Source organism: Bartonella koehlerae C-29 (genome assembly GCF_000706625.1).
Classification (GTDB): domain Bacteria; phylum Pseudomonadota; class Alphaproteobacteria; order Rhizobiales; family Rhizobiaceae; genus Bartonella; species Bartonella koehlerae.
Window position 1 is genome coordinate 1,057,591 of record NZ_KL407334.1, and the last position, 23,779, is coordinate 1,081,369.

The 23,779-nt window shown below is 36.2% G+C and carries 21 protein-coding genes; 15 read left to right on the plus strand and 6 right to left on the minus strand.

Going from position 1 to position 23,779, the window contains the following annotated elements:
• Positions 1 to 305 precede the first annotated feature (305 nt).
• Positions 306 to 4,868, minus strand: coding sequence for an apolipoprotein A-IV repeat region-like domain-containing protein (locus O9A_RS04425; RefSeq protein ID WP_034459179.1), 4,563 nt, complete (start codon positions 4,866 to 4,868; stop codon positions 306 to 308).
• Positions 4,869 to 5,570: 702 nt separating this feature from the next.
• On the opposite strand from O9A_RS04425, the gene hfq reads away from it, so the two are divergent.
• From hfq to O9A_RS04445, 4 genes are all read left to right on the plus strand, one after another.
• Positions 5,571 to 5,810, plus strand: a complete 240-nt coding sequence (hfq, locus tag O9A_RS04430; protein WP_011179303.1) for an RNA chaperone Hfq — start codon at positions 5,571 to 5,573, stop codon at positions 5,808 to 5,810.
• A gap of 58 nt (positions 5,811 to 5,868) precedes the next feature.
• Positions 5,869 to 7,212, plus strand: coding sequence for a GTPase HflX (gene hflX / locus O9A_RS04435; protein ID WP_034459181.1), 1,344 nt, complete (start codon positions 5,869 to 5,871; stop codon positions 7,210 to 7,212).
• A 142-nt stretch (positions 7,213 to 7,354) separates the two neighbouring features.
• Positions 7,355 to 9,103 carry a membrane protein gene (locus O9A_RS04440; RefSeq protein WP_034459183.1) on the plus strand — a complete coding sequence of 583 codons (1,749 nt, stop codon included), beginning with the start codon at positions 7,355 to 7,357 and terminating at the stop codon, positions 9,101 to 9,103.
• Positions 9,104 to 9,257: 154 nt separating this feature from the next.
• Positions 9,258 to 10,334, plus strand: coding sequence for a COX15/CtaA family protein (locus tag O9A_RS04445; RefSeq protein ID WP_034460212.1), 1,077 nt, complete (start codon positions 9,258 to 9,260; stop codon positions 10,332 to 10,334).
• Between the two features lie 22 nt (positions 10,335 to 10,356).
• Here O9A_RS04445 and argC read toward each other — a convergent pair whose 3' ends face one another.
• Positions 10,357 to 11,292, minus strand: coding sequence for an N-acetyl-gamma-glutamyl-phosphate reductase (gene argC, locus O9A_RS04450; RefSeq protein WP_034459185.1), 936 nt, complete (start codon positions 11,290 to 11,292; stop codon positions 10,357 to 10,359).
• 324 nt (positions 11,293 to 11,616) lie between these two features.
• Here argC and glyA point away from each other — a divergent pair, with 324 nt between their 5' ends.
• Genes glyA through nusB form a run of 6 tightly spaced genes read left to right on the plus strand, consistent with a single transcriptional unit; the run spans position 11,617 to position 16,127 of the window.
• Positions 11,617 to 12,930: a serine hydroxymethyltransferase gene (gene glyA / locus O9A_RS04455; RefSeq protein ID WP_034459187.1), complete on the plus strand. Its 1,314-nt coding sequence runs from the start codon at positions 11,617 to 11,619 to the stop codon at positions 12,928 to 12,930.
• 12 nt (positions 12,931 to 12,942) lie between these two features.
• A complete protein-coding gene (nrdR, locus tag O9A_RS04460) occupies positions 12,943 to 13,425 on the plus strand; it encodes a transcriptional regulator NrdR (RefSeq protein ID WP_034459189.1) in 483 nt (160 codons plus the stop codon).
• The gene (gene ribD, locus O9A_RS04465) at positions 13,418 to 14,545 is read left to right on the plus strand and encodes a bifunctional diaminohydroxyphosphoribosylaminopyrimidine deaminase/5-amino-6-(5-phosphoribosylamino)uracil reductase RibD (RefSeq protein ID WP_034459191.1); all 1,128 of its coding nucleotides are present in this window, start codon (positions 13,418 to 13,420) and stop codon (positions 14,543 to 14,545) included. Before nrdR ends, ribD begins: the two co-directional genes overlap by 8 nt.
• A complete protein-coding gene (locus tag O9A_RS04470; protein ID WP_034459193.1) occupies positions 14,527 to 15,144 on the plus strand; it encodes a riboflavin synthase in 618 nt (205 codons plus the stop codon). Before ribD ends, O9A_RS04470 begins: the two co-directional genes overlap by 19 nt.
• A 52-nt stretch (positions 15,145 to 15,196) precedes the next feature.
• Positions 15,197 to 15,664: a 6,7-dimethyl-8-ribityllumazine synthase gene (locus O9A_RS04475; protein WP_034459195.1), complete on the plus strand. Its 468-nt coding sequence runs from the start codon at positions 15,197 to 15,199 to the stop codon at positions 15,662 to 15,664.
• On the plus strand, positions 15,657 to 16,127 hold the full coding sequence (gene nusB / locus O9A_RS04480) for a transcription antitermination factor NusB (RefSeq protein ID WP_034459198.1): 471 nt from the start codon (positions 15,657 to 15,659) through the stop codon (positions 16,125 to 16,127). Before O9A_RS04475 ends, nusB begins: the two co-directional genes overlap by 8 nt.
• A gap of 84 nt (positions 16,128 to 16,211) precedes the next feature.
• On the opposite strand, the gene O9A_RS04485 is transcribed toward nusB, so the two are convergent.
• Positions 16,212 to 16,631 (minus strand): outer membrane protein assembly factor BamE, encoded by a 420-nt coding sequence (locus O9A_RS04485; RefSeq protein WP_051665636.1) that lies wholly within the window; start codon positions 16,629 to 16,631, stop codon positions 16,212 to 16,214.
• A gap of 302 nt (positions 16,632 to 16,933) precedes the next feature.
• Here O9A_RS04485 and O9A_RS04490 point away from each other — a divergent pair, with 302 nt between their 5' ends.
• The 5 genes from O9A_RS04490 to O9A_RS04510 all read left to right on the plus strand — a co-directional run bounded on the left by O9A_RS04490 (position 16,934) and on the right by O9A_RS04510 (position 20,839).
• Positions 16,934 to 17,491, plus strand: coding sequence for a DUF177 domain-containing protein (locus O9A_RS04490; RefSeq protein WP_034459200.1), 558 nt, complete (start codon positions 16,934 to 16,936; stop codon positions 17,489 to 17,491).
• 153 nt (positions 17,492 to 17,644) lie between these two features.
• Positions 17,645 to 18,715 carry a phosphate acyltransferase PlsX gene (plsX, locus tag O9A_RS04495; protein WP_034459202.1) on the plus strand — a complete coding sequence of 357 codons (1,071 nt, stop codon included), beginning with the start codon at positions 17,645 to 17,647 and terminating at the stop codon, positions 18,713 to 18,715.
• Positions 18,716 to 18,764: 49 nt separating this feature from the next.
• Positions 18,765 to 19,739, plus strand: a complete 975-nt coding sequence (locus O9A_RS04500) for a beta-ketoacyl-ACP synthase III (protein WP_034459204.1) — start codon at positions 18,765 to 18,767, stop codon at positions 19,737 to 19,739.
• A 77-nt stretch (positions 19,740 to 19,816) separates the two neighbouring features.
• Positions 19,817 to 20,143: an integration host factor subunit alpha gene (locus tag O9A_RS04505; RefSeq protein WP_034459205.1), complete on the plus strand. Its 327-nt coding sequence runs from the start codon at positions 19,817 to 19,819 to the stop codon at positions 20,141 to 20,143.
• Between the two features lie 192 nt (positions 20,144 to 20,335).
• Positions 20,336 to 20,839, plus strand: a complete 504-nt coding sequence (locus O9A_RS04510) for a MerR family transcriptional regulator (RefSeq protein WP_034459207.1) — start codon at positions 20,336 to 20,338, stop codon at positions 20,837 to 20,839.
• Between the two features lie 45 nt (positions 20,840 to 20,884).
• Here O9A_RS04510 and thrS read toward each other — a convergent pair whose 3' ends face one another.
• From thrS to O9A_RS04525, 3 genes are all read right to left on the minus strand, one after another.
• On the minus strand, positions 20,885 to 22,861 hold the full coding sequence (gene thrS / locus O9A_RS04515; protein WP_034459209.1) for a threonine--tRNA ligase: 1,977 nt from the start codon (positions 22,859 to 22,861) through the stop codon (positions 20,885 to 20,887).
• A gap of 120 nt (positions 22,862 to 22,981) precedes the next feature.
• Positions 22,982 to 23,335, minus strand: coding sequence for a membrane protein insertion efficiency factor YidD (gene yidD / locus O9A_RS04520; RefSeq protein ID WP_034459212.1), 354 nt, complete (start codon positions 23,333 to 23,335; stop codon positions 22,982 to 22,984).
• Positions 23,336 to 23,764 carry an iron-sulfur cluster assembly scaffold protein gene (locus O9A_RS04525; RefSeq protein WP_034459214.1) on the minus strand — a complete coding sequence of 143 codons (429 nt, stop codon included), beginning with the start codon at positions 23,762 to 23,764 and terminating at the stop codon, positions 23,336 to 23,338.
• Between the last annotated feature and the right edge of the window lie 15 nt (positions 23,765 to 23,779).

Here is a 23,779-nt window from a genome sequence, read left to right on the forward strand (position 1 = left end):
AGGGATGAACATTTTATACATAAAGTTAATTTTTACAGAGTTTGTATACGAGATGTGAAATAGAGAAGGGAATTAGCACGAGAATATAGAAAGAGTAGTATTCACCATATGAAATGCTATGCTGTTTAGCAATTGATCATACTATTTTAAGAGGATTATTACTTTGAGTGTTACAAAAACTGAATTCAATCCTCTATTCAACCTTTGAAGTAAATATATGTAATCAGTGAATTCTATGATGATGAGCAATGAATACAAAAGCGAAAGAAAAAAGTAGAAAAAATCCTTTGCCACTTTTTTATTGTCTATTGGATGCGACCACTTGCATGAGCAAGCATAGTATAGACTTTCCCAGTATCTGATATCAGATATTTTCGAACTGAATTGGAATAACCAGAACTGCGGGATACATCACGTAAGAGTTTTTCAAAATCCGCAATATACTGATTAACGGAATTTTTAAAATTCACATCGTTTATATATTTTTTCTTAATCGTTTCAAATATCACTTTCCCATTCAAGGTATAAAGGCGGTCTATCACAATATTTTCTTGTCCATGTCGATAATGATCCCACAGCTCAACCATAGCATTGTGTTTAATGGCTTGTACTATACCAGCTGCTAATGAGTTAAGAGAGGTGCTTACAGGATGCGATTTTGTTTGTACTGATGCAAAAACAGCATTATTAGGTGTTTCATTGTACAAGGCCTCTTCACGCGAAGCTCTTTCTAAAAGATTCGATACCCATTTATTTTGCCTTTTTTTGCTTTGGTCTTGTTGCAAAATAGGTTTAGGTGGTACTATCTTCTTGATAACTTCAGGAGAAGCAGTATCACGTTTATGAAGCGTCGATGATGATGAAATTGCCGGTATTAACTGTTCCTTTACATTCTTTTGATCACTTTTTTGTATAATGCTTACCAAATCCTTTAATGCTGTAATTTGTTCATTCAAAGCGTGGCGGATTATTTGGGTTGTTTCTTTTGTCTTTTCTGGCAATTTTTGAACACTCTCATTAAGATCATTATTAATTTTTGAAAATTCGGAACGAATTTCATCAGCCGAACGACGTATATCCTCTGTTGCTCCTGAAAAACGCGTTGAAGCTTCATCAATAAGCTGATTAAGTGATTGCTGGAGTGAATGTGTAGAATTACGAGTATTTTCGTCAGCGCGTTTAAATGCCAAACTAAGAATACTTTCATAATGTTCAATCAGTTGATTGATTTCATTAGATTTTGAAATAAGAGCATTGCTTAACGCAGAAAGCGTATTGTGTTTTTCCTCAAGTGTTGCATTGAATGAATTTTCAGATTGTTCGAGAACATGAATTGTCTCAGAAAGAGTTTTAGCATGTTCACCAAAACTGCTTGTTATATGACTAATTTTTTCAAATGCATTTTGTGAAAGTCCTTGTAAAACTTCCACGTTGCTATCAAGTGCTTGATTAGAGGCTGATAAATGTTCTACTGCTTGATGAGTTTTGCGGAAAAAATTATTTGCAGTTTCACTAAACTTGTCATCAATATTTTGAACTGCCGAAAGTAAAATACTATTATTTTCAGAAAAATTATAAATTGATTGATTTAATTGTGCAACGATGGAGGAGATATTCTTGAGAAGATCTTCCTTCATAGCAGTTACAGTTTGAAGAGTTTCTGAGTTAGTTTGTGTTAAGCTATTCACTAAAGATTCATTTTGCGCATACATTCTTTGTTCAGTATCTTGTGTTGAAAGAGAGAGTTGCTCCCTAATATGCTGTGTTAAATGATTAATTGAATCAGTTGTATTCTGAGCAGCTTGGTTTAAATGATTTGTCAACTCTGTAAGTTTTTCAACATGACCTGAAATTTGAGTAGCTGTTTGATTGCTTGCTTCTTCCAAACGATTATTTACATCAGAAAGTTGATCTCCTAGATTAGCTTTAAGGTTTTGCATAGAGTGATAAAGAATATTGCAGCGTTCATGGAGGATTTCTTCAATCGCTGTTGTAGAAGTATGGATTGTTTCATTCAATAATGTTTGTGCATTATAACTCGCCGTTGTGAAGGCTTCCATAGTATGGGATGCTTGCTCAGACAGAACAGAAAGAACTTTTTCACTGGTATCATAAACTGTTTGTTTAACGTTTGATACAATACGATTGCCAGACTCCGAGAGAATATTTTCTGCTTGTACAGCAACGTTGGCAACAGACGAAAAGATCTGTTCACCCGTAGAAGAAAGGACATCAGAAGCTTTTATAATTTTATCGTGTAGGTTATCTGTAACTGTATTAACAGAATCCTCTAATGTGATGCGTATATTATCGACGCTTGTTTCCAATGCTTGTTGAATTGCTTGGCTTTGTTCATTATTCAGGATGATGGATGTTTGTAATGTATCAGAACGTTCTGCAAAAGCAGAGGTTTGTGTTTTGATAGTTTCACATACCTGTCCAATTTTTTCGGATAATTTTTCCTCTAACGTGGCTGCACATTCAAAAATCTTGCGTGTACGAACTTCTAAATTTGCGTCGAGCGAACCCATTTGTGTTTCAAGTGTCTCAAAAAATTTACCGTTGGATTGAGAGAGAGTATTCTTTAAAATTTCGGTATGATCTTCAAGATTTTTGATATGATCTTGAACAGTTTCAGTAATACTCCTGTTATTGGCAATAATTGCGTCCTCAACTAAATCTATCTGTTTCTTTAACGCAACATCAACGTGTATATCACTTTTTTCGATGAGATTATAGATTGTTTCCATCCGTTGTTCGAGTGTGCGCGCCTGATCTGCAAGAACTTCATTAAGAGAAAAACTGTTAATAGCCAAAGAGTCACGCAGAGCATCAGCGCGTATATCAATATTTCTAGCTTGTGCTTCTAAAGCGTCTTTCGTTGTATTACAACTTTGCACAATGACTTCTTGTAATTTCTCTGTACATTGAACCATATTGGCAACATGATTTTCAGCATATTGATCAACGATTTGAATATTATCAATCAAAACCTTTTCAATGTTTAAAGCATTTTTGGCTAAGATATCAGTCTGACTTTTTAAGGTATCAGCGATTTTATTTTTTTCGCTATCAAGCATATCTGCCATCAAAGCTCTTTGATCAGAAAGTTGCAATTTAAAATCCTGCGAACGTTCTTGTATGATATCAACAATTGCACTATCGATATGTTGAATTTCTTCTCTCAGCCTTTCTTTGCTTTTGTCGATTGCTGAAAGAATACTTTCATGTCCATTTGTAAATGCGCTGGTAATATCAGCTGTTCTTTCTTGGAGATTTTCATTAATTTTTAAAACATGCGCTTCTAAGAATTCACCAAGCTTTTCGGCATTGTCTTCTAAAGTTTGACTGCGAGAAATAAATGATTCAATAATAGAATCACTATATTCTTTCAAAGACAGATCAACAGTTGCTAAACGGTTTTCAAAAACTTCAATTGCTTCTGAAGCTACGTTATCAAATTTAGAAGAGAGTTTGTCTGCTTGTTCATCGAATTGCATGATTTTTTCATCAAAACTCTGGAGAGATTGCTTATTGCGATCAATAATGGTTTCATCTAGTGTTCTAAATTTTTCGTTAATACTGTATAGAGTCTGATCTGTTGCTGCTTGTATATGTGTTGTGATTTTAGCAATATGCATTTCAGCTTTAGCAGCTGCTTCATTAAAGGTTTTTTCTATTTGTTTTTCATTATTATCGAAACGTTTTGAGAAATCATCAAAGTTTTCCCCTAACTCGTGGAAAAATTCTGTGTTTTTTTGCTGAATCTGTCTTGTTGTTTCACTAAATTTTTCAGAAAGCTGATTTGTTACACCATCGCCTGCATGGGAAAGTTTTGCAACAAGATCTTCACCTTGTTTTTGTAAAGTCTGCGAAAGGGTTTGTGCAAGTTTTTCAACATTCTTGACAATGTTGGAGGTAGCTAAGCCAAATTCATCACTGAGTTGTTCTTGTGTTCCTTTAATTGTTGACTGTACGCGGTCCGCATGATTCAAAATGGCTATGCGTTCATTACTCAATTCTTTAATTAATGTATGAATACGCGATTCGTTTTCAGCATAGGCTTGCTCTAGATGATGAACTTCACCTTGGATAATAGCTTCAAGCTCAACAGCACGTTCAAGGGTACGTTCAATTCCCTGATTCATTGCTGCTACTTCTTCACGAATGGTTTGTCCTATAGCAACAGCTTGTTTTTCAGATATATGTTGTGGTTCACTGAGCCGCTGTGCAGCATTTGTCATAAGAACGGCAATATTGTGCAATTCATTTGAGCGTTTTGTTAATTGAGCAAATCCCCAAGACATAAGAATAGGAATTGTTGTTCCTGCTGCTACAGCTAATCCAGTTGGCGATGTAAAAAAAGTCGTAATATTTGATAAGGAATTCAGTTCAATAGGAGCTAGCCTATGAGCAATAAAAGCACCTCCTGCTGCCCATAGAGCGCTGAGCGCCGTTGTACACCAATAGATTCGAGAAATAGAACTCTGCTTTAATAATTCAAAATTTAAAGGGGTTGTTATATCATCATTAGCAGGAAGAAGTTTTGTAGACAATACTGTATTATGAACAGTTCCACCTGAAAGTTCACGCGTCGGTTTTGCGGCAAAAAGCTGCTCAACAACGGATTCATCAACAACAGAATTATCATGAATATTCGAGGTAAAAATCGAAGTGCCATTTTCAGCAAGAATTTCTTCTTCTGCCATTGCAATCTTTTGAATCAAATCATCTACATTAACGACATTTTCAGAATTATTGGAGGATGTCATTTCAATTTTAGTGTCATCAAAGTTAAAGTTCATAGCTTTTGTGAGAGCTTCTTCAACTTCAACTTCAAATGTTTGTAATTTTGTTCTGCGTGCCATACTCGCCTCGTACTCTTACAGATGAAAAAGGGATACGTCCTCCTCATAATATTCTAGCATACTAGCTGTTAATCATTTAGAAAGGAATATGTTCAGGGCAAAATTTTGAAAACTTATCAAGATAAAGTTAACGTAGCTTTTTTATCGTATTTGAAAATGATAAAAAATTTAATAAAAACAAATCATTATTTAATTACAAACAGAATAAAAATACTTGTTTACAACTTTAGTTTATAATGTATACAATGCTGGATTATAAGCAAAATTATAAGATTGTTCTCTTGCAATTTAAGAGTAATTTAATAATAGTTACGCACGGTATGTTAAAGATATCTGTGGTCTGAGTTTAAGTTTGTATCTATGCAGCTTGCTAGAGTGCTCTTAATCGATGACAAATTGATGAATTATGCCTTTGCACCAATTATTTTTTATATGCAATGTCCTTTATGTAAACTAAAAGGCTATTTTAAAAAAGATTTTAAAAGTAATTCATAAAAAGTAAACGTTATTTGGTGATAGGTTCTTATGGTTTATGATGCTCGTTGTCTTTAGAATAATATTTTTTTGCTTTTCATTAATGGTATTAAAGGTTCAAATTATCTTTTTCTAAATTTTAAAGCTTCTACGTTGACAATTTAGTATTTTTCAGTCGATATGCGTGCACAAATATTTTATGCAATTTGAGACGAAGGTGTAAGAATAATGGCAGAAAGATCACAACACCTGCAAGATGTATTTTTAAATACAGTGCGCAAGCAAAAAATTTCTCTTACAATTTTTCTTGTAAATGGCGTTAAACTAACAGGTATTGTAACCTCATTTGATAATTTTTGTGTCCTTTTACGTCGTGATGGACATGCGCAATTGGTTTATAAGCATGCTATTTCTACAATTATGCCGGGACAACCTGTACAAATGTTTGAAGGTGAAAGTTCTGAATAAAAAACTACTTCACTTAATTTATAGACCTCTTATCCTGTTTTAAAATGCTTTAATTGCTATGAACAATGAAAATAAGAGATTTAGGAGTTTTTTTTCACGGGTTGTAGAGCAGGTGCGTACATTTGTTTTAGTGCCAATTTGCCAAGAAAATAAAAGTAAAAATGCTTCATATATATTTTCAGTCTCTTCTCGGGTCCAGGAAGTGTTGGGGTTAGTTCGTGCTATAAGGTTAGAAGTCATTGATTATGAAACGGTCAATATCATTATACCACGTCCTGCGACTTTATTTGGGACGGGCAAAGTAAAAACACTTGCTCATTATGCAAGTGAATATAATATTGAGCTCATAATTGTAGATCATTTTTTGACACCAGTACAACAGCGTAATTTAGAAAAATTATGGAATTGCAAAGTTATCGATAGAACAGCTTTGATTCTTGAAATTTTTGGAGATCGCGCGCGAACAAAAGAAGGGGTTTTACAAGTCGAATTGGCGCATTTATCTTATCAAAAAAGTAGGCTTGTGCGTAGTTGGACACATTTGGAAAGACAACGTGGTGGTCGTGGTTTTTTAGGTGGACCTGGTGAAACCCAGATTGAAGCGGATAGGCGGCTTTTGCAAGAGAAGATTATACGTATCCGCCGTGAATTAGAAAAATTCATTAAAACACGGGCTCTTCATAGAGCCAAGAGAAAAAAAACATCCCATCCTATTGTTGCTTTGGTAGGATATACTAATACGGGAAAGTCAACTCTTTTTAACCGTTTAAGTAGTGCAGATGTATTAGCAAAGGATATGTTGTTTGCTACACTTGATCCAATTTTGCGCAAGGTTGTTCTTCCCCATGGAAAAACTATCCTTTTATCTGATACTGTCGGTTTTATTTCTCATTTACCAACGCATTTGATTGCGGCCTTTAGAGCAACCCTTGAAGAAGTGATTGAAGCTGATTTGATTCTTCATGTGAGAGATATGTCAGATCTTAATCATCGCGCGCATAAGCAAGATGTTTTAGAAGTTCTTGCAGATCTTGGTATCGATATTGATGACACAGAGCATATCATAGAAGTTTGGAATAAGATCGATATATTGGATGAGCATACATTGAATGTTTTGCGAACAAACGCCAAAACACAGTTAAATCCCGCAGTAATGGTATCAGCATTCATGAGCGATGGACTAGATCAATTATTAGCAGCAATTGAAAAGCGAATTTTTGGAGAAATGCACAACATTGAATGTCTTTTAAGGCCTCATGAAATGTCACTTATTGATTGGTTTTATGAAAATTCTGGTGAAATAATGCAGGAAGGGCATAATGATGGTTCTGTTACCATTCGAGCTATGCTTACTTCTGAAGCAAAAAAACGACTAGATCATATCAAACAAACTATGAATTAAAGTTTTAAAAAGCTATTTTAAAATATTTTTTCTTAAATTTTAGTTTTTTCTTATCTAGAAATAATATGAATACAAGTTAAGAGGATAGTTACTACTTTCTCTTAATAAAAAAATATGAAGTATTTTGCCGGTTTAAATCAAGATGAATCTTAAATGCAATAAAAAACTGTTGATATGCACAGTAATGCGAAATGTTTTGCTTGTTTTTCTGTTAGCAGTGCTCTGTACATTTTTTATTTGGTTATATTATTTTTTTCAGCCGCGTGGCTATCAGGCGACTTTAACATTTTCGTTATCTGATTCTGTAGGGAAACCTTTCCCACTCGATAAACAAAAGAATGCTATCGCTTTTTTATTTTCACAGACTGTCTTTTTAAATGATTCAAGTTTGCAAAATTTCTCTTCTACCCCTTTTCTCAAGAAAGAGTTTCGTGAAAATATTCATTTATCCCGTGATGGTGATCTCATCAAACTTACTTTTGAAGCTGGAACACTTGAAGCTGCTCAACAAGGACTGGAAATCTGGTTTTCGGTATTTTCAGAAGCAATTGTAAAACAAAAACAATTATTAATAGAGCAACAATATGATGCTCATGCGTTACTGGATATAGTGCAGCGATTCCGTTCGTCTATTGATTCTTTTCTTCACCACAATGCAAAACAAACAGAGCTTAATGATCTTTCTGTTCAATTAACGCAAGCAACTTTAAAGCGTATTCATTTAATGAGTTTAAATTCAACCATTAAGATGATGCGTGAAAATGGACAGTCTTTACTATCTTTCTCATTTATTGCCAGCAATCCAGCAGTTGCTGCATTAGAATCCAAGCGTAATCTTTTGGAAACCCAAAGAGCGCATATGGTTATACAATTAGGTTGGACACATCCTCAAATTAAGGCAATGACCGCAGAATTAGAGGCACTTTCTCATCAATTAGAAAATAAAATTTTGCAGATTGCTCATCAAATTCATTCAGATGAGGTTATTGCAAGGGACTTTGAAGAACAGATCAAAAAAAAGATTGGTTTTTTTGTAACGGATCAATCCCAATCTTTGAATCAAATGTTTAACGAGCTAGAAAATAAAATAAGAATAGTGGTGGACACGCAAAACAAAGAGATAATCAAGGATACTGTTCTCTTGCAAAATGCAAAAATTCATGTGGTTGTACCAACAACCTTAGCGCCCATTTCTTTTATGACTCTTTACGGAAAAGATCTTATTGTGAGTGTGTTTGCAAGCTTAGTCACTCTTTTAGGAGGAATTTTGTTGTTTTATAACTGCTTTAGAAGCAAAAAAAGCCGACCGGAAGAAGAGAGTTTTAAAAAGGACGAGAACTTTTTAGCATCTAAGGAAATAAAAAATCTTGAGGCTTGTATTACAATAGAGGGATTATCGGATTTTTTAAAAGGCCGCACTTCAACAGTTGTTTCAATTATTGGTCCAGAGGCTGCACGGATAGCGGCAAAACTCTCTCTTCATCTTATAAAAGAGCGCGAAACAGTTCTGTTAGTGGATATTTCTGGTCAACAAATAGAGAAAATCATTGGTCCACATCGGGGTTTGAGCGATATTTTAATAGGGAATGCTCAGTTACGTGATGTTATTTATCGTGATTATGACACGAGTGTTGATATTCTTCCACAGGGGTTAACAAGTGCTGTTTGTGCACAAGATTTTTCAAATAATATTCCTCATTTGTTACAAGAATTAAAAAAAGAATATAATTTTATTATTTTAGAAATGGCAAGTGAACCTAAATATGGATTTGAACAATTTGCTGGACTAACAGACTATTACATTTGTAGTATTGCGCTTAACAAACAGGATTGGATGAAGAAAATGGTGAGCAGGTTTCCCAGGACTGTTTACCGGGTGGTTGAATCATAAATGTCATAAAATAAGAATGCTTATTGCATGTTATAGCGGTATGTTTGTCTTTGTTTTGTGCTAAAGTTGCAGTACATATTATAAAGAGCTAAAATTTAATGTTTAAATTTTAAAAATGAGTTGTGGTTTGAGAGAGAGCAGGGCAATCAAAGATATGGTAGTAAATAGTTTGAATAATAACGTTTTAACACCATTACAAAAGAAAAATCGAAAACACATTCAACTGTGGCTTTATTCTATTTTATTGCTTTGTTTGGCGATTGTTTTAGTAGGGGGGGCTACCCGCTTGACGGGATCAGGTTTATCGATAACCGAATGGAAGCCAATTCATGGTGTTATTCCACCGATTGGTGTGGAACAATGGCAAGAGGAATTTTTAAAATATCAACAGATAGCACAATATAAGATGCTTAATCGTGATATGACTTTAAGTGCATTTAAGGTTATTTTCTGGTGGGAATGGGTGCATCGTTTTCTCGGACGTCTTGTTGGCCTTGTGGCTTTATTGGGTTTAATTTGGTTTTGGGCAACAAAACATTTTGAAAAAAATATTTTGCTCCAACTTATTATTGTACCCATTCTTATCGCATTTCAAGGGATTATTGGTTGGTGGATGGTGGCTTCAGGTATTGGCCAAAGCAACTTGACAAGCGTGAGCCAATATCGTTTGGCATTTCATCTTATAACAGCATGTTTTGTTATTATTTTTGTTACTTATTTATCTCAAGGGCTTACAGAATATTCTGAAAAACCAGCAAATCAAAGGGTTCAATATTTTGCGGGTTGGCTTGTTATTTTGATTTTGATTGAGATTTATTTTGGTGCTTTGGTTGCAGGGCTGCATGCTGGGAAAGTTTATAATACGTGGCCACTTATGGATGGTCAATTCATACCAGATGGATTGCTGCAGCATAATCCTGTTTGGCTCAACTTATTTGAAAATCCTTTGACGGTTCAATTTGTTCACCGTTTTTTTGCTTATTTCTTGTTTTTTGTAGCGGTTATTCACGCTTTCTATGTGCAAAAGAATATTCCATATTCATCCCATTCCCGTCGTGCATTTTTTATATGTGTTATGATAATTGTCCAAGCACTTTTAGGTATTCTTACACTGTTACATGAAGTCCCAATAAGTTTTGGGCTCATTCATCAAAGTGCTGCATTAGCAGTGTTGTATTTTTCGGTTACACACTGGCGAGCAACAAAAGGAGCGCATCATACTGTTAAATAAAAAATTGTTACCAGGGAAAATTCTAGCTCCCTGAAAGCATTAAGTCAAGATTTTGAACAGCAGCTGCGGCTGCACCTTTCCCTAAATTGTCTAATATGGCACAGAGATTGAAAATTCCTTCGCTATCATTGCCAAAAACAAACAGTTTTATACCATCTTTATGTGCTAAGCATTCTGGATTGAGTTTGCTAAGCGAATCAGTTTCTTCTTGTGATGCAACTGAAATAATGTTTTGTCCATCGTAATGGTTTACAAGAATTTCACGTAGATCAGCATAGTTTGCTGATTTCGTAAATAAGTGGCGATGCAGAGGAATATTCACAATCATTCCTTGAGGAAAACGACCAACACTTGGTACAAAGATGGGTGTATGACTGATTTGTCCATGGATTTTAATCTCTGGCACATGCTTGTGTTTAAGATTAAGAGCATAGATGAAATAATTTTCTCGAACGCCATCTTGTCGAGATTGATTTTCCATTTGTGCAATTAATTTTCTACCGCCACCAGTATAACCAGATATTGCGTTAATTGATATTGGATAATAAGAATCTAGCAGGCATGCTTCACGTAGAGGGCGAATCAAGCTAATTGCACCGGTAGGGTAACATCCGGGATTGGTTACGTAGTGTGCTGCTTGGATGCGTTCTTTTTGGCCTGCTGTCATTTCAGGAAAACCATAGATCCAGTTTAGTGCAACACGGTGAGCTGTTGAGCTATCAATAATTCTAATTTTTTTATTTTTTTTAAGCCAGTGAACTGTTTCGCGTGCAGTTTCGTCTGGAAGACACAAAATAGCAATGTCAGTTTGATTAAGATAGTCTTTTCGAATATTAATATTATACCGATCGCTATGAGGAAGAGAGAGTAATTCTAAATCCGAACGCTTTGCTAGTCGCTTTTGTATCTGTAAACCAGTTGTTCCATGTTCACCATCAATAAAAACTTTCGTTGCCATTCTCTTTGCCTTGAATTAATTTTTCTGCCATATGCAACTTGCTGCATAAATCAGCATAGACGATTGGATTTCTTAAGGAGGCGGTTTCTTTCTTGTAAAAAATTCTGTAATAAGAATATGTTAAGATAAATGTAGAATCTATTTTGCATTATTTATTTTTGCAAGACTAGAATTTCATTTTTAAACGGCAAAAAACAAGCAAATTGCAAAAAATAAGGCTAATATTTGCTCTATTTTTAAATAAAAAATTTAAAATATTGGTCTGCATGGCTTGCTATGTTATCGTTCGTAACTTTCTTTTTTTAATTTTAGGAACGTGTTTTTATGACCAAGCAAGCAAATGATACACAAAAGCGTTTTTTTAATGATAATTTACAAACGGTTGATGTTGCAATCTTTGATGCGATCAGAGGAGAGTTTGAGCGGCAACAACATGAAATTGAGTTGATTGCGTCAGAGAATATTGTTTCAAGGGCAGTTCTTGAAGCTCAAGGATCAGTTTTAACCAATAAATATGCAGAAGGTTATCCAGGAAAGCGCTATTATGGAGGTTGTCAATTTGTTGATGTGGTTGAAGATTTAGCAATTGAACGAGCTAAACAGCTTTTTGGTGCTGATTTTGCAAATGTTCAGGCTAATTCTGGTAGCCAAATGAATCAAGCTGTGTTTTTAGCTTTATTAAAGCCTGGTGATACATTTATGGGCTTGGATTTAAATTCCGGTGGTCATCTTACGCATGGTTCATCCGTTAATATGTCAGGAAAATGGTTTGAGGTTGTTTCCTATGGTGTGCGTAAAGAAGATCAGCGTCTTGATATGGAGGCTGTTGAACGCCTTGCAAAGGAACATAAACCCAAACTTATTATAGCAGGGGGATCAGCTTATTCTCGCTTATGGGATTGGAAAAAATTCCGTGAAATTGCAGATGAGATTGATGCTTATTTCCTCGTTGATATGTCTCATATCGCTGGTTTAGTCGCTGGTGGTGTTCATCCTTCACCTGTTCCACATGCGCACATTGTGACAACGACGACGCATAAATCACTGAGAGGTCCTCGTGGTGGTTTGATTTTGACAAATGATGAAACTTTAGCCAAAAAAATTAACTCAGCGATTTTTCCTGGTCTTCAGGGGGGCCCTTTAATGCACGTGATTGCAGCTAAAGCTGTTGCATTTGAGGAAGCTTTGCAACCTGCTTTCAAGGATTATAGTGCCAATGTTATTGCTAATGCGAAAACCTTAGCAAAAACACTACAGAGTAACGGTTTTGATATTGTTTCTGGCGGTACAGACAATCATTTATTGTTGGTTGATTTGCGTTCCAAAAAAGTGTCAGGAAAACGTGCAGAATTGGCTTTAGGGCGTGCTCATATTACCTGCAATAAAAATAGTATTCCTTTTGATCTTGAAACACCATTTGTAACATCCGGAATTCGTCTTGGTTCACCTGCTGCGACGACACGTGGTTTTGCAAAAAATGAGTTTATTCAAATTGCTCATATGATTTCAGAGATTCTTGATGGTCTCGGTATGGCAACAAGTGATGAGGACAATAGTGCTGTTGAAATGGTTGTTAAGAAAAAGGTAGAAGATATGACAAATAAATTTCCTCTTTACTCTTATCTTAGCACTTGTTAAGGATGTAAAAAGATGCGCTGTCCTTATTGCCAATACGAAGATACACAGGTTAAGGATTCGCGTCCTTCAGAAGAAGGGACGGTCATTCGTCGTCGGCGTATATGTTCCGTGTGCGGTGGCCGTTTTACCACTTTTGAACGTGTTCAACTGCGTGAGCTTTTGGTTTTTAAAAAAAGTGGTCGATACGAACCATTTGACCGGGATAAGTTGATGCGATCAGTTGAGATAGCTGTGCGTAAACGCAATATTGACCCAGACTATATTGAACGCGTTATTTCTGGCATTGTACGTCAACTCGAGAGTTTAGGAGAACCAGAGATTACTTCGGAAAAAATTGGACATCTTGTGATGAAAGCGTTGAAAAGCATTGATGATATTGCTTACATTCGTTTTGCTTCCGTCTATCGAGATTTTCGTAACGCAAGCGATTTTCACGATGTTATAGACGAATTGTCGAAGGGTATAACGGACACAGAATCTTGTTTTGATGAATAAAAAAGCGCAAGATGAGCGGTTGATGGCTGCAGCTATCCGTTTGGCAGAACGTCATGTCGGACTTACTGGTGAAAACCCGTCTGTCGGTACAATAATCGCACGAAACGATGAAAATATTGGAGCATACATTGTTGGCTATGGTGTAACAGCCATCCACGGGAGGCCTCATGCCGAGGTACAAGCCCTACAAATGGCTGGCCCTTTGGCGTACGGCGCTACTGTTTATGTTACTTTAGAGCCTTGTTCGCATTATGGCAAAACTTCGCCGTGTGCAAATGCTCTCATCAAATCCGGTATTTCGCGGGTTGTTATTGCTCTTACTGATTTAGACAAGAGGGTTGATGGTCGTGGTATTGCTCTTTTGCGTGCGGCTGGCATTGAGGTTATTGAAGGGGTCTTGGCTAAAGAAGCTTTCGAGTCTTTGTGCAGCTATTGGTGTATAAGGAAGCAGAAACGTTCTGCAGTCACTTTTAAAATGGCAATTTCTGCTGATAATGGTGTTGGAAAAAAGGGGCAAGGTGGAATAAAAATTAGTGGAACGACTTCTCATATCTATACTCATATTCTTCGTGCTCAAAACAATGCTATTCTTGTTGGTATTGGTACTATATTGGCGGATAATCCACAATTAAATTGCCGTTTGCCAGGAATGGAAGTGCGTTCGCCTATACGTATTATTTTGGATACAGATTTATGCATTCCACTCAACGCAAAAGTTGTTCAAACAGCAAAAACAATTCCTACATGGGTTATTTGTGATGTGAACTTTTCAAAGAAAAGCAAAAAAATCGCACTGGAACAGTGTGGAGTATCTGTTTATTCGGTAAAAATGAGCAATGGTTACATGCCACCCTTTACTATTTTACAGCTGCTTTATCAACATGGAATCAATAGCGTTTTACTTGAGGGAGGCGTAAAGACGGGAAAAATTTTTTTAAATGCTGGTTGTGTAGATCATTTGATATGCTTTTATGCACCCGTTATTTTAGGAAAAAATCGTATTGAAGCCCCTTATTTGGGGAATTATCTCTCGCAATTTCATGAAGTAGAGACAAGAATGTTTGGAAATGACCGTTTTTATAAATGGAGGCGTAAGACATTATGTTCACAGGAATTGTAACGGATATAGGTTGTGTTGAAGATGTCCAATCCTTAAAGCAGGGGATGCGGTTCATTATTTCAACACGTTATGGTATCGAAGACTTAGAAATTGGTGCATCAATCGCGTGTTCAGGGATTTGCCTAACAATCGTTGAGCGAGGATTAAAACAGCAAACGAAAACCAATTGGTTTGCTGTAGAAGCGTGGGAAGAAGCGTTGCGTTTGACTAATCTTGCACAATGGACAAAAGGAACATTTGTTAATTTAGAACGTTCATTACGATTGGGTGATGAAATGGGCGGGCATTTGGTTTCTGGTCATATTGACGGTTTGGCTGAGATTATTGATCAGAAAATGGAAGGTGATGCAGTTCGTTTTTTTCTACAGGTATCAAAACATTTTATGCCTTTTATTGCAAATAAAGGCTCTATCGCACTTAATGGAACATCTTTGACCGTTAATTGTGTTGAAGATCATATTTTTGATGTTCTTATTATTCGTCACACACTTGAAATGACAACCTGGGGACAAGCTGAAATTGGAGATCTGGTCAATTTAGAAATTGATCAATTTGCCCGTTATGCTGCAAGACTTTCTGACTTTAGATATAAAGACTAATAAATTAAAATTCTATATTCTATAATTCTAAGTTCTTTATGGGATTCCCATTATGACAATAGAAATACGTAAAAAATTGCATATATTGATTGTTGAAGCGCGTTTTTATGATGGGATTTCCGATGCGCTTCTTACAGGTGCAGTAAGCACTTTGCAAAAAGCCGAAGCAAGCTATGATATTGTGACAGTTCCAGGAGCATTAGAAATACCCGGTGCAATAGCTTTTGCCGAAAAAAATAGTAGGATATCTTATGATGGTTATGTAGCACTTGGTTGTGTTATTCGGGGTGAAACATACCATTTCGAAATTGTTGCAAATGATTCTTGTCGTGCATTGATGGATTTAACAGTCCATAAGCACTTGGCTATTGGAAATGGTATTTTGACTGTTGAGGATGAAAAACAAGCATGGGCGCGTGCAAAACAGGATGAAAAAAATAAAGGTGGTTTTGCTGCTGAAGCTGCTTTATGTATGATCGCTCTAAAAAAGAGATTTGGAGAAATCATTAAATATGGTTGATGTAAAAGGCAAATATTTTCCCCGTTTAGCCAATAAACGTGGAACAGCAAGACTCGCTGCAGTTCAAGCGCTTTATCAAATGGATATGGTTGGTTCTGGTGTGATGGAAACGGCAGCTGAATATAAGGCTTATCGTTTAGGAAAAAATATTGATGGAAATCAGTATCTTGATGCTGATTTTCAGTGGTTTTTGGCTATTATAACTGGTGTTGTAAAAGATCAAAAACAGCTTGATCCTATGTTGCACCAACAACTTTCTGCAGAGTGGTCACTTTCACGTCTTGATTCCACACTGCGCGCAATTTTACGTGCAGGTTTATGGGAATTAATAAACCGTCAAGATGTACCTATTGCTGTCGTGATGAGTGAGTATGTTGATATAGCAAAGGCATTTTTTGAAGGTGATGAGCCAAAACTCGTCAACGCAGTTCTCGATAGTGTGGCAAAAAAAATCCGTTTCTAAAAATAGCATTAAAATCCTCGAAACTCTCAGGACCAACATTAGCAGACCTGACAATATCACAACTTCATGTAGGCTGTTACAAACTTAGTCATGGGCTGGCAAATTCGCAGGACCCTTAATAATCTGAATCAAGAAAGGTTGCTCCCTGGTCGCAGTTGGAGTTGTTTTCGCGATAAAATCAAACACTTGGCCATCTTGTAACCCATAATTAGCTATTTTAGTAACCTGATCGTTTTTATTAAAGTAAATGGCTAAAACTCTACGATCAATAATTTTTGTTTTCATAAATTGCATCCCACGGTACCGAGTTTGTGAGATATAATAAAAAACCTCATTATCATATTTTGTTTTTAGAGAAGGGGTTCCTAAAGCTAAAATAACTTGCTCCTGACTGGACCCAATAGAAATAGAATCGAGGGCATTTTTATCAAGAATATAACCTTCTTTATATATTTGGCTTGAACCTGAGGAATCAAGAAGACTACAACCGGCACTTGCTACCATGCTTACTATTAACAGACCAATCAATAACTTATGTTTGATTACGGCCACTCTCTGGGGCACTTGCAACAATGATACCTCCCTTTTATACTTAGGTGTAAGTTTATAATTAGACATACGACAAAAGGGAAACCTCAAGTTTTTTTCTCATTTTAGCTTAATCTGCCATAGCTTACATTGAGTTTCCCTGTTATAAAGCAAATTATGCCATATAGAATTTCTTTAGAAAAGAAAAAAATGAATGAAATGTATTTTGGCTAAATGAAAGCACAATATTTATATCTCTTCATATTCGGGAATTTCCAATGAATGTTCAAAATAATTCTCAAATGACATTTGCTTTGGCTTATCCAATTTCAGTGCGGTCATTACCTGCTAAAGGTATAAGAGTTCATATCTGTGCAGATCAGCAAGAGTGCACACATTTAGCTAAGAATCATGATTTAGTTGAAGTGAAGTTTTGTGAGGGAGAATTCTATATTTTACCGTGGAAAAAGCGTGGGGTGCGCGTAAAAGGTTTATTGCAGGCACGTATAATACAATTATGCGTTATTACATTAGAGCCACTAGAAAATATTCTCTATGAAAATATTGAGATTGTTTTTATTTCTGAAGATTCAAATTTGATTAAACAAAAAATATCAGAGGATACAGGTGAATTATTTTTAGATGTAGAGGGATTAGATACACCAGAAGTATTTTATGGCGATAAAATTGATATTGGCGCAGTTATGGAAGAATTTTTTGAGTTGTCCATTAATCATTATCCGCGCAAAGAAGGAACACACATGAGTATGATTGAAAATTTAGAAGAATATGAGAAAAAATTATCGCCATTTTCTGTTTTGAAAAGTTGGAAGTAATTGTAAAAACATAAAAAAAATGTCTATTGTATACTATTATAAAAACGGTATTTTCTGCGAAGCTATTTTGCCCAATATGCTTCGGGGGGGGTAGTAGCAAAAAATCGCAATATAAGTTTAAAAGCGTAAATGAAAAATGTGGGATAGGCAGGCGTGATTAGAATTTCTATAGATGTTATGGGTGGTGATTATGGTCCGGAAGCAACTATTGCAGGCGCAGCAAGGATAACAGAATATTTACCAAATGTTTATTTTCTGTTTTATGGATTAGAGGAGGCTGTTAAGCCAGTTTTAAAAAAATACCCTTGTTTGGCTTCTGTGTCGTGCTTTTGTCCCACAGAAAGTTATACACGTATGGATGAAAAACCAAGCCAAGCACTTCGCAATGGGCGTGGTAAATCATCAATGTGGTATGCAATTGAAGCGATAAAAAATGGTAAAGCTGATGTTTGCATTTCTGCTGGTAATACTGGTGCACTCATGGCAATGTCTTATTTTTGTTTAAAAATGATGGCAGAAGCTGAACGTCCTGGGATTGCGGGTATTTGGCCAACACTTCGTAGTGAGAGTATCGTTTTAGACATTGGTGCAACGATCGGTGCATCTGCTAGCCATTTGGTTGATTTGGCCGTTATGGGAGCAGGGATGTTTCGCGCCTTATATCATACTGAAAAACCAAGTGTTGGGCTTTTAAATGTAGGTGTTGAAGAGGTTAAAGGGCTCTATGCAATCAAAAAAGCTGGAACGATATTACGTGAAGTGCAATTAGAAGGGCTAGAGTATAAAGGATTTGTTGAAGGTAATGATATTGGAAAGGGAATAGTAGATGTTGTTGTAACGGAAGGATTTTCTGGTAATATTGCGTTAAAAACGGCAGAAGGGACTGCACGGCAGATAGGAGAGATCTTAAACAGCGCTATGCGTAGCTCTTTTTTCTCATCCCTTGGTTATTTTTTGTCACGAAGTGCTTTTCGTACATTGAAGCACAAAATGGATCCCGATAGGGTGAATGGTGGAGTGCTTTTAGGTTTAAATGGTATTGTTATAAAAAGTCATGGGAGCGCTAATGCTGGTGGTTTTGCTTCTGCTATCCGCATTGGTTATACAATGGTTCATAATGGACTTTTAAAAAAAATAACCGCTGATTTGCGCCGGTTTCATGAGAATAAGCAAACACTTTTTGATAAAGAAGATGAAACTAAGGAGAATGAAAAGATCATATGATAAAAATTGCTAGAATAAATAAAAAATCTCAGGAAAAGGTTAGCAGCGAATGATTCGATCTGTCGTGCGTGGTATAGGAGGTGCTTTACCCAAAAAAAGCTTATCGAATGATGAGATTGCGAAGTTTGTTGAAACATCGGATTCGTGGATTATTCAGCGTACAGGAATACGTCAACGCTACATTGCCAATGAAAAGGAAACAACAGTTTCTTTGGGAGTAGAAGCTGCACAAGCTGCACTTATAAATGCTAGTTTAACAATTAAAGATATTGATTGTATTATTTTAGCAACCTCAACACCAAACCGTACTTTTCCTGCTTCTGCTGTCGAAATTCAACATGCTTTGGGAATGAGCCATGGATTTGCTTTTGATATTCAAGCTGTTTGTTCTGGTTTTATTTTTGCTTTAACAACAGGAGATGCTTATTTATGCTGTGGAACAGCCAAAAGGATTTTGGTTATCGGATCTGACACATTTTCTCGAATTTTAGATTGGCAAGATCGTACGACATGTGTTTTGTTCGGTGATGGTGCGGGTGCTGCTGTTTTGGAAGCACAAGAAATTGAGAGAGGTGTTGCTTTTGATCGTGGCATTTTATCTGCGAAATTGCGCTCTAATGGTGCGTATATGGATAAACTTTATGTTGATGGTGGTCCTTCAACAACGCAAACAACCGGCTATTTACGTATGGAAGGGCGAGAAGTTTTTAAATATGCAGTTGGTATGATAACCGATGTGGTTGATGAGTGTTTTGCAGCTGCTGGTGTGGATTCTTCACAATTAGATTGGTTTGTACCTCATCAGGCCAATAAACGTATTATTGAAGCGTCAGCTAAAAAACTAGGAATTTCTATAGATAAAGTGGTAATCACCGTTGATCAACATGGTAATACGTCTGCAGCATCTGTGCCATTAGCTTTAACAACGGCTATTTGTGATGGAAAAATTAAAAAAGGAGATCTCGTCATGCTAGAAGCTATGGGAGGAGGGTTTACATGGGGTGCAATTCTTATTCGTTGGTAGATTATAGTCGCTTGACCATATTTGAATAAAACGTATAAATCATTTTGTAATTTTTAATATTTGAATAGGTGGTTAGAATGACAAGTAAAACAGTAACGCGTGCAGATTTAGCAAGCGTAGTTTGTAGAAAAGTGGGCTTGTCACATACGGAATCGGCAGCTTTGGTTGAATTGGTTTTAGATGAAATTTGTAATTCACTTATAAGAGGTGAATCTGTTAAGTTATCTTCTTTTGCAACTTTTCAAGTTCGCAAAAAAAATGAACGGGTTGGACGTAATCCAAAAACCGGTGTTGAAGCACCTATCCTACCGAGACGTGTAGTGACATTTAAGGCTGCAAATATACTTAAACAAAGAATTATGGATTCGTATCGTGCAAAACAAAAAATAGTGTCACATGAATAAACGTTGTTACAATCTTTGATATTTGTTTAAAAAGATTTTATAAAACAAAATTTTCCATTCTGTTTTAAGAAAAAGATTTTTTAGTCTAAATATAATCAAATATGGTCCTATTTTTGACCAGTCTAGTTGAAAAATTAAAACTTATTGAGTCGTTATAGAATCATTTGTAGAGTTTGAGATAAGGTGTTGAAAATGGATAAAAGCTCCGATGCTTTTCGCACAATTAGCGAAGTAGCCGAGTTATTGGAGCTTCCACAGCATGTCTTAAGATTCTGGGAAACACGTTTTAAGCAAATTAAACCCATGAAGCGTGGTGGTGGAAGGCGCTATTACCGGCCGATTGATATTGATTTGCTTAATGGTATTAAGAAATTACTGTATGATCAGGGCTATACGATAAAAGGTGTGCAACGTCTTTTGAAAGAGAACGGTGTTGCTTTTGTTACTGCCTTTGGTAATGGTGATCTCGATGCCATAAATGTTGTAATAGAAAAAAAACATGGGGAACAAACTTCTGAATTCACCAGCAGTAAGCTTAAAAAGTCTTCTTTTGGGCTTTTGAGCTTCATGAAAAATGAGGCGGAAACATCTATCGGTTCTGTTAATGTTTATAAAGATAAAACCGATAAAGCATTATTGCAAGAAATACTACTTGAGTTAATTGAATGCAAGCGCGTGCTTGACAGAGCACGATAACGACGTCTCTCTTCTCTTTATCGTTTTTTTCATTTTTTAGAACATTTAGGTATTTATTATACGACGCAAGTCCGGTGGGGTTGCTTCATTCTTAAGTCGCTCAATCACTTCTTCTACAGACAAGAAGATTTGTTCTGTACTTCCTAAACGGCGCATACTCACGCTGTTTGTTTCAGATTCACGTTTACCGCATACCAAAATTACGGGAACTTTTTGTAAAGAGTGCTCACGTATTTTATAGTTAATTTTTTCATTGCGCAGATCTAATGTTGTAGACAGTCCAACAGCTTTAAGCTTTGCCGTTAATTTTTTTGCATATTCATTTGCTTCGGATGTAATTGTTGCCACAATAACCTGTTCAGGTGCAAACCAAAGTGGCATATGTCCAGCAAAATTTTCGATTAATATACCAAGAAAACGCTCCATTGATCCAAAAATGGCGCGGTGAATCATGACTGGCTGACGCTTTTCTGAATCTTTATCAATATAAAATGCATTGAATCGTTCAGGAAGGTTAAAATCTAATTGTATTGTTCCACATTGCCATTCACGACCGATAGCATCCTTCAATGTATATTCGAACTTTGGTCCATAAAATGCACCTTCACCTGGAAGAATACTCGTTTTGATTTGCCCTGCGGATTTTGTCTCAATAGTTTTAAGAACAGATTCCATAATATTTTCTGCATGATCCCATAATGCGTCAGATCCGACACGCTTTTCTGGGCGTGTTGAAAGCTTAAGACTGATTTCTTTAAAACCAAAATCAGCGTAAGTTGATAAGATCAGATCATTAATATTGAGGCATTCATCAGCTAATTGTTTATCGGTACAAAAAATATGTGCATCATCTTGTGTAAAGCACCGTACACGCATAAGACCATGAAGAGAACCCGAGGGTTCATAACGATGAACAACACCAAATTCAGCGATTCTCGTTGGCAAATCGCGGTAAGACTTTAAACCATGTTTAAAAATCTGCACATGACCAGGACAATTCATTGGTTTAAGAGCATAAACATTTTCATTATCCCAATCTTCAGCTGCGGGAATTGCTTTGAACATATTCTCCTTGTACCATCCCCAATGACCAGATATTTCCCATAGTGATCTGTCGAGAACTTGCGGTGCATTAACTTCGTCATATTGATGATCATTAAGGCGTCTGCGCATATAGTTGATCAAATTTTGAAACATTTTCCAGCCTTTTTTGTGCCAAAAAATCATACCTGGTCCTTCTTCTTGCAAATGAAATAAATCCATTTCACGTCCCAAGCGACGATGATCACGTTTTTCAGCTTCTTCTAGCATGTGTAGATAGGCTTTTAAGTCATTTTCGTTTGCAAATGCTGTGCCATAAATTCTTGTTAGCATTGGATTATTAGCATTACCACGCCAATAAGCTCCTGCAACTTTCATCAGTTTGAAGGCATTTCCAATTTGTCCAGTAGATTGCATATGTGGACCGCGGCAAAGATCAAACCAATCACCTTGATAATAGACTTTCAAATCTTGATTATCGGGGATGCTATCGATAAGCTCAACCTTATAAAGTTCACCTTTTTCAGAAAAAATTTCTCTGGCTTTTTTACGAGACCAAACTTCTTTTCTAAAAGGTTTATTGCGTTGGATAATTTCATGCATTTTCTTTTCAATGATAGTAAGGTCATCCAATGTGAAAGGTTGTTGACGCGCAAAATCATAATAAAAACCATTTTCAATAACAGGGCCAATTGTTACTTGTGTTCCAGGAAAGAGATCCTGTACTGCTTCGGCTAGGACATGCGCACAATCATGGCGTATGAGCTCAAGAGCACGTGTGTCTTCGCGAGTAATGATTTCTATCTGACCAGACTGTTCTAATGGATCAGATAGATCGCGGATGACTCCGTTAAGGCTATAGGCAAGTGCTTTTTTTGCAAGTGATTTAGAAAGAGATTTGGCCAATTCTAAACCAGTCATTGTAGAGTGATAATCACGCTTCGAACCATCGGGAAAAGAAAGAGAAACAGAGCAAGACATAAGGCACCCCTTTAATCCAATTCCACGAACGATTGCGGATGATTTCGTGAAAACTTAGTAATAAGCAGTTAAGGCCAATTAAGCTCATTTTTTAGCAATACGCATGAAAAAAGGAAAGAATTATTTATTATGTTTTGTAGAAATTTTCCAGTAGCACCAAGGTTTGTAAAAACAGCAAGAGTTTCCAAGAGAGGTGGGTACTGGATCAAATCCATGTGTTCCGAATGGACCACAACGTATGATACGAAAAAATCCCATCCATGCTCCAGCCCATAGTCCATGGCGTGCGATTGCTTCATAAGTATATTCTGAACAGGTTGGTAGGTGGCGACACTGATTTCCTATAAAATTGGAAAATGTTATTTGATAAAAATGTATCAATAGAAGACCGAGTAAACGTCCGGGTGTTTTTCGCCAAGGGCCCGTATAATTGCGAGTTTGTCTCTTTTTATTCTGAGGATGTGGATTAAACATTTATTTTTCTTCAATTTGTTGAATACAATCTATAACAGCATCAAAAATAAGCATCGTTGATGTGTGGCGTGCTTTATAGTCTTTAATGGGCTGCAAGCAGGAAAATTCTTCAAATGGAGCTGGAGGAGGAGGGCCATCTTCTGTCAACATATGATAGATAACTTTACATAACATTTTAAGATTTTGTGTTGTTTCGCCAATGATATGATATGCTAAAAGTGAAGCAGCAGCCTGTCCTAGTACACATGCATGCACTTCATGAGAAAAATCTGTAACAATATTATTTTCTACTTTTAGATCTACAGTGATTGTTGAGCCGCAAAGGCGTGCATGCTTTTTTGACGTTGCATCCGGTTTATTAAGACGTCCAATTTTGCTTATATTGGCAGCATATTCAAGTATTTTATCATTGTAGATATTATCAATCATGACCTATGGCCTCAA

Coding starts and splice junctions, on each gene's coding strand:
- O9A_RS04425 (WP_034459179.1), bottom strand. CDS start 4,868: ATGGCACGCAGAACAAAATTACAAACATTTGAAGTTGAAGTTGAAGAA.
- nrdR (WP_034459189.1), top strand. CDS start 12,943: ATGCGCTGTCCTTATTGCCAATACGAAGATACACAGGTTAAGGATTCG.
- O9A_RS04445 (WP_034460212.1), top strand. CDS start 9,258: ATGGTAGTAAATAGTTTGAATAATAACGTTTTAACACCATTACAAAAG.
- thrS (WP_034459209.1), bottom strand. CDS start 22,861: ATGTCTTGCTCTGTTTCTCTTTCTTTTCCCGATGGTTCGAAGCGTGAT.
- nusB (WP_034459198.1), top strand. CDS start 15,657: ATGGTTGATGTAAAAGGCAAATATTTTCCCCGTTTAGCCAATAAACGT.
- O9A_RS04485 (WP_051665636.1), bottom strand. CDS start 16,631: ATGGTAGCAAGTGCCGGTTGTAGTCTTCTTGATTCCTCAGGTTCAAGC.
- hfq (WP_011179303.1), top strand. CDS start 5,571: ATGGCAGAAAGATCACAACACCTGCAAGATGTATTTTTAAATACAGTG.
- O9A_RS04500 (WP_034459204.1), top strand. CDS start 18,765: ATGATTCGATCTGTCGTGCGTGGTATAGGAGGTGCTTTACCCAAAAAA.
- ribD (WP_034459191.1), top strand. CDS start 13,418: ATGAATAAAAAAGCGCAAGATGAGCGGTTGATGGCTGCAGCTATCCGT.
- O9A_RS04490 (WP_034459200.1), top strand. CDS start 16,934: ATGAATGTTCAAAATAATTCTCAAATGACATTTGCTTTGGCTTATCCA.
- O9A_RS04470 (WP_034459193.1), top strand. CDS start 14,527: ATGTTCACAGGAATTGTAACGGATATAGGTTGTGTTGAAGATGTCCAA.
- O9A_RS04505 (WP_034459205.1), top strand. CDS start 19,817: ATGACAAGTAAAACAGTAACGCGTGCAGATTTAGCAAGCGTAGTTTGT.
- O9A_RS04510 (WP_034459207.1), top strand. CDS start 20,336: ATGGATAAAAGCTCCGATGCTTTTCGCACAATTAGCGAAGTAGCCGAG.
- argC (WP_034459185.1), bottom strand. CDS start 11,292: ATGGCAACGAAAGTTTTTATTGATGGTGAACATGGAACAACTGGTTTA.
- O9A_RS04525 (WP_034459214.1), bottom strand. CDS start 23,764: ATGATTGATAATATCTACAATGATAAAATACTTGAATATGCTGCCAAT.
- O9A_RS04440 (WP_034459183.1), top strand. CDS start 7,355: ATGAATCTTAAATGCAATAAAAAACTGTTGATATGCACAGTAATGCGA.
- glyA (WP_034459187.1), top strand. CDS start 11,617: ATGACCAAGCAAGCAAATGATACACAAAAGCGTTTTTTTAATGATAAT.
- hflX (WP_034459181.1), top strand. CDS start 5,869: ATGAACAATGAAAATAAGAGATTTAGGAGTTTTTTTTCACGGGTTGTA.
- O9A_RS04475 (WP_034459195.1), top strand. CDS start 15,197: ATGACAATAGAAATACGTAAAAAATTGCATATATTGATTGTTGAAGCG.
- yidD (WP_034459212.1), bottom strand. CDS start 23,335: ATGTTTAATCCACATCCTCAGAATAAAAAGAGACAAACTCGCAATTAT.